We start from the raw sequence: 7,309 nt of genomic DNA, 5'->3' as shown, positions 1-7,309 counted from the left end.
GCGGGCTCCGGGGCGGCTTCACGTGTCCCCAGGGGTGCCGGTTTATGCTTGACGCTTCGTTAACAGGCCGGCGCTAGGGCTGTCCGCGAAGGCGGGCCGCCGCCCGCCGCACGGATGCGCGACCGGCGATGACCGATGCCCTGCCCGAGCTGCCCGCGGGCGATCCCGCTCCCGCGCCGCTGCCCGCCGACGCCCCGGCCCGGCCCAAGCGCCACCGCGTGGTGCAGCAGGGGCGGATCGTGCTGGGCAGCCGGATGACGCCGTGCGAGATCCGCGACCTCTCCGCGCGCGGCGCCAAGCTGCGGGTCGCGCCGGCTCTCGACCTGCCGGAGGTGTTCGAGCTGGCCATCGCCGCCCACGATCTGCGCATCCACATCGTGCGGCTGCGCTGGCGCCGGGGCGAGTTCGCAGGCGTCACCTTCGAGCCCGGCTGCCCGTAGGCGGGCGTCCCGCCGCTGTCCCGTCCCGTGATGTCCCGGGATGCGCGGCCTTAATGGGTTGATAAGCCGACCCTGCCAAAGTGCGGGTATCGGCAGCCGAGCCCCCGGCACGGCGCCGAGCACGAAGAGTCTCAGCGGCTGGGCCCCGTCCCAGAGACATGATGTCGGTCCGCTGCACCGGTGAAAGCCCGGATGTCCAACGCGCAGAGCCGCCCCGCTCGACGGGGCCAGCGGTCCGCCACGGCCGCGCTGCCCCGGTGCAAGCCCGGAGACGGACCTCCTCCCGCACTCTCATTCCCGGAAAGCTCGAACCGTGACCAGCCTGCTGACCAACTCCGCCGCGATGACGGCGCTGACCACGCTCAAGACCATCAACCAGAACCTCGACACGACCAGCAACCGCGTCTCGACCGGCCAGCGCGTCTCCAACGCCTCGGACAACGCCGCCTACTGGTCGATCGCCACCACGGTGCGCACCGACAACGCCTCGCTCTCGGCCGTGAAGGACTCGCTCGGCCTCGGCTCGTCGTCGATCGACATCGCCTATAACGGCGTCACCAGCGTCCTCGACCAGCTCAAGAACATGCGCGCCAAGCTGCAGACCGCCCTGCAGCCCGGCATCGACCGCTCCAAGGTCCAGACCGAGATCGCGGCCATCCAGAACAACATGCGCGCCATCGCCGACTCGTCGGTCGCGAACGGCCAGAACTGGCTGTCGACCAACTCGGCGAGCGCCGACTACTCCGCGAGCCGCAACATCGTCGCCGGCTTCTCGCGCAACACCGCGGGCACCGTGACCTTCTCGAACGTGAACATCGACGTCGCCGGCATCCGCCTCTACGACGCCAGCACCACCGGCACGCCGGCCACCAGCGCCAAGGTCGTGGCGGGCTCGGCCATCAGCGGCACGCTGAACTTCTCCGGCTCCAACCAGGCCAGCCTCGACATCGCCCTCGCCACGGGCGGCACGCAGACGATCACCCTCAGCGCCGCCTCGCTGCAGGCCCACGTCCAGGACATCACCAAGGTGACGAAGGACGAGCTGCTCTCGGCGATCAACAACAGCATCGTCGGCAACACGACGCTCAACGGCAAGGTCAACGCCACCCTCGACGGCTCGGGCCGCCTGCAGTTCGAGACGATCGGCGTCGGCTCCACCGGCACCGGCGCGACCCTGTCGGTGGCGATGAACAACGCCACCAACGTGGTGAATATCGGCTTCGGCACCACCACCGCCGCGGCCACCGCCGCGGGCACCGCCTCCACCGGCGGCGCCCAGAACGGCATCCTCGACAACGGCACGACCTCGGTCGACAGCCTCGCGATCTGGACCGCGGGCTCCGGCGCCGTGAACGACACCACGATGAAGAGCTTCATCGACCTCGTGGAATCCGCCATCGCCAAGGTCACCGATGTCGGCACCAAGCTCGGCGCCAGCAAGACCCAGGTCGACGGCCAGAAGTCGTTCTTGGATACCCTGATGAAGGCCAACGACCGCGCCATCGGCACCCTGGTCGACGCCGATGTCGAGGAGGAGTCGACCAGGCTGAAGGCGCTCCAGACCCAGCAGCAGCTCGCGGTCCAGACCCTGTCGATCGCCAACACCGCGACCCAGAACGTCCTCTCGCTCTTCCGCTAAGACCGGTTGAGGGACCGCCCGGCCCCAGGCCGGGCGGTGGACACGACGAAGGCCGCGCTCGGCAGAGCGCGGCCTTCTTTGTTCCTGGGTCGGTCGGGCCTCGGGCTCAGCCCACGAAGGTATAGCCGGCGAGCCGCTTGGCCTCGATCGGGTCGTGGCCGAGGCGGGCGCGCAGCTTCTTGCGCAGCTTCGAGATGTGGCCCTCGACCACGCTCTCCTCGCAGGCCGTCTCCAGGTCGCCGTAGACGGCCGCGAAGATCTGGCCCTTCGTCACCTGGCGGCCGCGGTTCCGGGCGAGGTATTCGAGGATGTGCCGCTCGCGCCGCGGCAGGAGCAGGCTCTGCCCGTCGATCTCGGGATCGCGTCCGTCGGCGTGCACGACGAGGCGGCCGGCCCGGTCGGGCGTGGTGGCGGGCGTCGCGCCGCGGCTCACCCGGCGCCGGATCGCCGTGGCGCGGGCGATGATCTCGCGCACATGGACGGGCTTGCGGACCACGTCGTCGATGCCCGCGGTGAAGAGCGCCAGCGTCTGCTCCAGGGAGCGGGTCTCGTTGAGCGCGATGATCGGCGCCTGCGACAGGCTGCGGATCGACTGGGTGGCGCCCGGGCGGTCGCCGCAATCGCCGAGCACGAAGCCCGTCACCGCCGCGAGGTCCTGGGCGGGGGTCTCCGAGAGCCAGCTCTGGAAGCTCTCCGCGAACAGGCCGCGGGCCGCTACGCCCTCCGCGGTGAAGCCGGCCACGTACTGCTCGGTGACGCTCTCACGCTCGTCGACGACGATGTACATCTCAAGCTTTTCCCGGACAAGCAGCGTCGTTCGCCCGGCGCGGAGCCGATCGAGGTGATCTGCCGACGTGATCGAAAGTCTTCCTGGCCGGGACGGCGGCGCGAAACCGTCGTTCAAGGCGCGAAGTCCCGAAAAGACCCCGCGATCCGCTCCCGGCTGTGAACCGTTCGTTAAGGAGACTTCTTTCCGGAAATGGTTAACGCGGTGTTAATGATGCGCCGCACCCGAGGCGATGGCATGCAATGTGGCGCTGCTGCCACACTCTCCCGGTGGGCCGTCAGGCCTTGGCGCCGCGCAGCCAGCCGCGGATCTGGCGGAGATAGGCGGGCGGCAGTTGCGCGGCCTCGCCCGCGGCGAGCACCGCTTCGAGATAGCCCGGCCGCGGCACGCCCGGCCCGGCATTCCGGCCGAGATAGATCAGGGCGCGGCGGACGCCGCCGCCTTGCGCGGAGACCGGCTGGTAGGCCTTGAGGTAGAGCCCGCCCGAGACGCCCTCGTAGCGGTCGAGGGCCGGCACGTCGGCCAGGGCGAGGTCCCAGAGCACGCCCCAGACGGTCTCGCCCGCGTCCCGCACCACCGAGGCATAGCCCTCGCGCATGATGACGAAGCGGTGGCGCTGCAGCCGGCCCTGCCCGACGAGGCGCGAGGCCGGGCAGCGCAGAGCCATGGCGGCGGCGTCCATGTTGGCGCCGTAGGCGAAGTAGAGGGGCATGGTCCGCGCGTTCCCGGGTGCGATCGCCGCGCCCCGGTTCCCGGGGCCTGTTCGACCACTCTTCCGGCAGCCGGCCAGACTTCGAAGATACCGACCTCGACCTCATCCTGAGGTGCAAGGCGTGAGCCGAGCCTCGACGAAGGCCTCCAGACGTCGCCGCGATCCCGGGAGGCCTCCGTCGAGGCCGGGCGATCGACGATCGCCCGGGACCTCAGGATGCGGTCGCGGGTGGGAATGCCCGGCGCGGTCCGGTCGGACAGGCGCTCAGGCGAATTCGAGGATCACCGCGTCGACGGCAAGGCTGTCGCCTTCCTTGGCGTGGATCTTCGAGACCGTGGCGTCGCGCTCGGCGCGGAGCACGTTCTCCATCTTCATCGCCTCGACCACGGCGATCGGCTCGCCGTTCTTCACCTCCTGGCCTTCCTTGACCAGGATCTGCTTGACGAGGCCCGGCATCGGGCAGAGCACCTGCTTGCCCGAGCCGCCCTGCTCCTTCACCGGCATCAGGGCGGCGAGCTCGGCCTCGCGGCGGGTATAGACCCGGGCCTCGGCCGCCGCGCCGGCATGCTGGAGCGCCACGCCGTTGAGCACGCCGCGAACCTGGATCGCGGCGCGGTGGCCGTCGATCGTGCCGGTCCAGACTGGCTCGCCCGGGCGCCAGTCGCTCGTCACGAGGCGGGCGGTGCCGTCGGGCTCCGTCACCACGACCCCGTCCTCCGCGTGCGGATCGACCGTGACGGGATAGGCCTCACCGGCGAGCAGCACCACGCGGTCGCGCTCGAACTTCAGCAGGCTCGGGTCGCGCATCTGGCCGGAGATGCCGCGTTTGCGCTGGTTGAGCTGGTGGTCGATGGCCGCCGCCGCCGCCATCATGCGCTTGGCGACCGCGCCCGCGGGCTGGGGCGCCACGAAGCCCTCGGGAAACTCTTCCGCGATGAAGCCCGTCGAGAGCCGCCCCTCCTGCCAGCGCGGATGTGCCATCAGGGCGGCGAGGAACGGGATGTTGTGGCGGATGCCGTCGATGGCGAAGGCGTCGAGGGCCTGGGCCTGGGCGGCGATCGCGTGGGCGCGGGTCGGCGCCCAGGTGACGAGCTTGGCGATCATCGGGTCGTAGTGGATGGCGATCTCGCCGCCCTCCTCCACGCCGGTATCGTTGCGCACGATGGCATCGCCCTGCCGTCCCTCCTCCGGCGGCAGGTAGGTGGTCAGCCGGCCGATCGAGGGCAGGAAGTTGCGGGTCGGGTCCTCGGCATAGACGCGGCTCTCCACCGCCCAGCCGTCGAGCTTCACGTCCGATTGCGTCAGCGGAAGCGCCTCGCCCGCCGCCACCCGGATCATCAGCTCGACGAGGTCGAGGCCGGTGATCATCTCGGTGACGGGATGCTCCACCTGGAGGCGGGTGTTCATCTCCAGGAAGTAGAAGGACTTGTCCTGGCCGGCCACGAACTCGACGGTGCCGGCGGAATCGTAGTTCACGGCCTTGGCGAGGGCGACCGCCTGCTCGCCCATCTTGCGGCGGGTCTCCGCGTCGAGGAGCGGCGAGGGCGCCTCCTCGATCACCTTCTGGTTGCGGCGCTGGATCGAGCATTCGCGCTCGCCGAGATAGATCACGTTGCCGTGCTTGTCGCCGATCACCTGGATCTCGATGTGGCGCGGGTCGGTGATGAACTTCTCCACGAAGACGCGGTCGTCGCCGAAGGAGGAGGAGGCCTCGGACTTGGCGCGGGCGAAGCCCTCCGCGACCTCGTCGGCGGAATGGGCGATGCGCATGCCCTTGCCGCCGCCGCCGGCCGAGGCCTTGATCATCACCGGATAGCCGATCTCGTCGGCGATCTTCACGGCGTGCTCGGGGGAGTCGATCACGCCGAGGAAGCCCGGCACGGTCGAGACCTTGGCCGCGGCCGCGGCCTTCTTCGACTCGATCTTGTCGCCCATGGCGGCGATCGCGCCGGGATTGGGGCCGATGAAGACGATGCCGGCCTCGGCGAGCGCCTTCGGGAAGGCCTCGCGCTCGGAGAGGAAGCCGTAGCCGGGATGCACGGCCTGGGCGCCGGTCTTCTTGCAGGCCTCGACGATCTTCTCGATCAGGAGATAGGACTGCGCGGCCGGGGCGGGGCCGATATGCACGGCCTCGTCGGCCATGGCGACGTGCACCGCGTCGCGGTCGGCGTCCGAATAGACCGCCACGGTCTTGATGCCCATGCGCCGCGCCGTCTTGATGACGCGGCAGGCGATCTCTCCGCGATTGGCGATCAGGATCTTCTCGAACATCGTGTGCCGCGCTCGGACCGTTAGCTTCCCGGGATTCGATCCGGGTTCTCGAAGCCCGGTCGACATGTCCGATAAAGCAGATGCGCGGCGGACGGAAGCTGTGCTTTTGGGCTCCTGCCCGGGACGGGGTCCGGTGACAGGTTCCGCCGGAGGGGGCGGCCGCGGGTCAGGCGGCCAGGGCGAAGGCCGGGCGGCGGTTCTCCGTGGGCTGGCGCGCCCAGCGGTTCGCCTCCAGCGCGAACACGGTGAGGTTCTCGGCGCTGGCATGGGCCTCGCGCACGATCTCGACGGCGATGCGGGCGCCGACCGGGGTCGGGCCAGCGCGGCCGGCGAGCGAGCCCGCGAGCCAGGCGGCGGTGTCGCGCTCGATCCGGCCGGTGGGGCGCTCGCCCCAGACGGCGAAGTCGACCACCGCCCGGATCAGGAAATCGCCGAAGGCCGGGTCGATCTGCGGCACCGCCCGCTCCAGGGCGATCAGCATGTCGGCCTCGTCGCGGGTCGCGATCCCGTCCGGGAGCACGTTCCGCATCAGGCGGCGCACGTCGGCCTCGGTGATGGCGCCGGCCGACTGGGTATGGTTGCAGAAGTCCTGAAGAGAAATCGTGATCATCGCTCGCTGCCTCCCCGGCTTTTGTTGTCGCCGGTGCTTGTTCCCTGATGTAATCGACTATGCCTCCTGGGGATCCTTTGAGAGGTTAACGGCAGAATCTGAACCCGTGTTCAGGTAAACGCGCACTCACGAAGCAGGCTTTCGGGATTCTTGACGCGGCGGATCGCCGGGACCCGTGTCGATCGTGGGCTGCGCGATCGCCGCTCGGCGCACCGGGCGCCCTCGCCCGATCGATCTCCGGCCTGCCCGGGATCCGCAACCCGGCGCCGCGGTCGGGCAAGCCCGACCTGGGTCGAGACCCGATGCGGGCGGAGAGAGGGGCACGGACGAGCCCGAGGACTGGCGCTGCGGCATACCGCTTTGGGCAGGCCCGGCTTGAGAATAAAGGCCCCGCGCAGGGCGCGCCGACGGAACGGTCGCGCTTGCGCCGCATTGACCGCTCTCTCAGTCTCGGTGCCGGCGCGGGCCGGCCGTCCCGGAGTCGTCCGCATGTCCCTCCTGAAATGGGCCCTGATCTGCTTCGTGATCTCGGTGATCGCGGGCGGCCTCGGCTTCACCGGCATCGCCTCCGGCGCCAGCGCCCTGTCGCGCATCCTGTTCGGCCTGTTCCTGCTGATCGCGATCGTCATCGTGGTCGTCGCCTTCGCGATCGGGCAGGCCGTGTTCTGAGCCGATGGAGTGGGTGCTCTCGGGCCGGACCTGCCTCGTCACAGGGGCGACCAACGGGATCGGCTACGAGACCGCCCTCGGCCGGACCGAGGCTACCGCGTGGCGGCGGTTCTGGGTGGCCGACAGGCGACATCCGGGAAGCACATGGGTGCGGGCAGGAGGTCGTCCAAGGACGAGGGCG

Annotated in this window: 7 protein-coding genes; 3 read left to right on the top strand and 4 right to left on the bottom strand. The window is 70.1% G+C overall.

Translation table 11 applies throughout. From position 1 onward, the window contains the following. Positions 1–128: 128 nt before the first annotated feature. Both MET9862_RS27845 and MET9862_RS27840 read left to right on the top strand, forming a co-directional pair. Positions 129–440 (top strand): PilZ domain-containing protein, encoded by a 312-nt coding sequence (locus tag MET9862_RS27845; RefSeq protein WP_142586154.1) that lies wholly within the window; start codon positions 129–131, stop codon positions 438–440. Between the two features lie 313 nt (positions 441–753). Continuing rightward, positions 754–2,079 (top strand): flagellin N-terminal helical domain-containing protein, encoded by a 1,326-nt coding sequence (locus MET9862_RS27840; protein WP_142586153.1) that lies wholly within the window; start codon positions 754–756, stop codon positions 2,077–2,079. A gap of 106 nt (positions 2,080–2,185) precedes the next feature. On the opposite strand, the gene MET9862_RS27835 is transcribed toward MET9862_RS27840, so the two are convergent. The 4 genes from MET9862_RS27835 to MET9862_RS27820 form a co-directional block, all read right to left on the bottom strand. Further along, positions 2,186–2,866 carry a response regulator transcription factor gene (locus MET9862_RS27835; protein WP_142586152.1) on the bottom strand — a complete coding sequence of 227 codons (681 nt, stop codon included), beginning with the start codon at positions 2,864–2,866 and terminating at the stop codon, positions 2,186–2,188. Positions 2,867–3,143: 277 nt separating this feature from the next. Beyond that, positions 3,144–3,578 (bottom strand): gamma-glutamylcyclotransferase family protein, encoded by a 435-nt coding sequence (locus tag MET9862_RS27830; protein WP_142586151.1) that lies wholly within the window; start codon positions 3,576–3,578, stop codon positions 3,144–3,146. 264 nt (positions 3,579–3,842) lie between these two features. After that, positions 3,843–5,849 (bottom strand): acetyl-CoA carboxylase biotin carboxylase subunit, encoded by a 2,007-nt coding sequence (locus tag MET9862_RS27825; RefSeq protein WP_142586150.1) that lies wholly within the window; start codon positions 5,847–5,849, stop codon positions 3,843–3,845. Between the two features lie 166 nt (positions 5,850–6,015). Next, a complete protein-coding gene (locus tag MET9862_RS27820; RefSeq protein ID WP_142586149.1) occupies positions 6,016–6,459 on the bottom strand; it encodes a hypothetical protein in 444 nt (147 codons plus the stop codon). Positions 6,460–6,948: 489 nt separating this feature from the next. Between MET9862_RS27820 and MET9862_RS27815 the strand changes: the two genes are divergently transcribed. Next, a complete protein-coding gene (locus MET9862_RS27815) occupies positions 6,949–7,128 on the top strand; it encodes a DUF1328 domain-containing protein (RefSeq protein ID WP_142586148.1) in 180 nt (59 codons plus the stop codon). The last annotated feature ends 181 nt before the right edge of the window (positions 7,129–7,309 follow it).

This window comes from Methylobacterium symbioticum (assembly GCF_902141845.1).
In the GTDB taxonomy this organism is placed as follows: Bacteria; Pseudomonadota; Alphaproteobacteria; order Rhizobiales; family Beijerinckiaceae; genus Methylobacterium; species Methylobacterium symbioticum.
Note: the sequence above shows the minus strand (reverse complement) of the source record. Positions and strands in the feature narration are given on the sequence as shown.